The 1,695-nt window shown below is 55.8% G+C and carries 1 protein-coding gene and 1 pseudogene; both read right to left on the reverse strand.

Going from position 1 to position 1,695, the window contains the following annotated elements; translation table 11 throughout:
* Positions 1 to 926: hypothetical protein (locus tag TSA1_RS28365; protein WP_245448437.1), on the reverse strand; the 926-nt coding region annotated here is incomplete at its 3' end.
* Between the two features lie 623 nt (positions 927 to 1,549).
* Positions 1,550 to 1,695 (reverse strand): annotated as a pseudogene (locus TSA1_RS40770) (3-oxoacyl-ACP reductase); the annotation flags it as partial.

Raw genomic sequence — 1,695 nt, forward strand, 5'->3', positions numbered from 1 at the left:
GTCGGCCGCAATGCTTTCATGGCGTCGAGTTCGGCCATTAGCAGGGGATAGAGCGGCTTACCCCTCTTATCGAAGAGCGGCTCCCATGAGCCCGTGCTCGTCTTGTAGTTGATGACATAGACGTGGTTCGGGCGGCTCTCCGGCCGGTAGTGATCCGCCATGAACCGGATGAAGATATGAGCCTTGCGCTGCAGCCATTCCCAACCGATCAGGACACCCGTTGCCAAAGACGGATAGCCCAACTCGATCGCCTTCGCACGGAACGCTGCCAGCTCGTCAAAATCAGCATGCGGCGTTTCGCGCGAGGTCGATTGCAGGCCCATCTTCTCAAATGGGTTTTTCGCCGGAAACAGGTGGGGGTGTGCCCTTGAGATCGTGTTCCATGCGCCGCGAGCGGTCTTCATCGCATGGTTCACCGTCGTGCGGCGTTCAACCTTCTCGCCGTCGACATCTTTGTAGAGCAGCTTCTCGAACAGATCGTCCGCAAACGCGGTGTCGATGCTCGAAACGCGCCGCGTGCCCAGGCGCCTTCCGTCCTTCAACAGGTATTCGCAGACCATCTTAATGCCGGTTTCATGCACGCGACATTGGCCGGGGCTCAAAGGCTGCAAACGCTTCGCAGTTTTCTGTTTCCACGTTCGACGATACTCGTGAAACATCCAGTCCAGCGTTCCGATCACCACCCCGATGCCTACGGGATTCGCATCATCGCCACCTGTCAGCCAGCTGTCGAACGCAGGTAGCAAGATTTTCTCTGCGCGCTGCACGGCCAGCTCGTAATTGGTGCCGAGCGGTTCGTTCTTGACTGGGCAACCTTTCTTACGTGCCCATGTTGGCACGTCGAAAAAATACGCAAGGCTCTCGTTCTGAAGGCGTTTGCGCCTTGTATAGCGAGGCAGCGGCAGCGCCGAACGTCCCACCCTCATCACAGCAAACTCCTGGACATCTCTGGATCGTCCTCAGGGTCTATTGGAATCGATCTTTCTTCCCGTATCAACACGGAAATGCGTCCGTCGGGCCAAATCTCGACGCGCGCGACTTTGCCACCACTGTCAAGAACACCTCTAACAGCGCGCTTAACATCTGCTTCAGTAAATCGGACTCTCGACATCGAAGCCGGTGGGAACGGAGGCGGAGGAGCAGTTGGAAGTTCATTCAATCATGACCCGCAGTGATCGCTCCACTGAAAGTAGAAGAAGCTTGGTGCATGGTGGGGCACCTGAAGCGTTCTAGACTCGAAGTAAGGAAGAGCGATCACAGGAGAGGCTAAAGATCATATTTCGTTGAGATAGTAAAAGCGGTGAAGTGAAGTTGGACCTAGCCGTTGTTGTATGGCTCAAGGTAGCTTAAACTTCCCGATGATGGATTGGAGCGAGAGTTCAATTGTTTCAATGCGCTAAAGGACGGCGTGTGCACGACGTGTGCACCGGGAGATCAAGAAAAATCTCACAGCAATTGCCAAGCAATGCGGTCGCCCGAGTTTTGGCTTAATTTTCGCCGGGAATCCCGGAGGACGCCCAGCGATCTCAAAGTCCAGAATCAGTAGGTCTTAGATGGTCTGTCCGCCGGATACTTCGATGCGTTGAGCCGTCATCCACCGGTTGTCAGGACCAAGCAGGCTCGCGATCATCGGCCCGATATCGTCGGGAACGCCCACGCGGCCGAGCGCGGTCATCCCGGCAAATTGCTTGTTGA

It is taken from the genome of Bradyrhizobium nitroreducens (assembly GCF_002776695.1).
In the GTDB taxonomy this organism is placed as follows: Bacteria; Pseudomonadota; Alphaproteobacteria; order Rhizobiales; family Xanthobacteraceae; genus Bradyrhizobium; species Bradyrhizobium nitroreducens.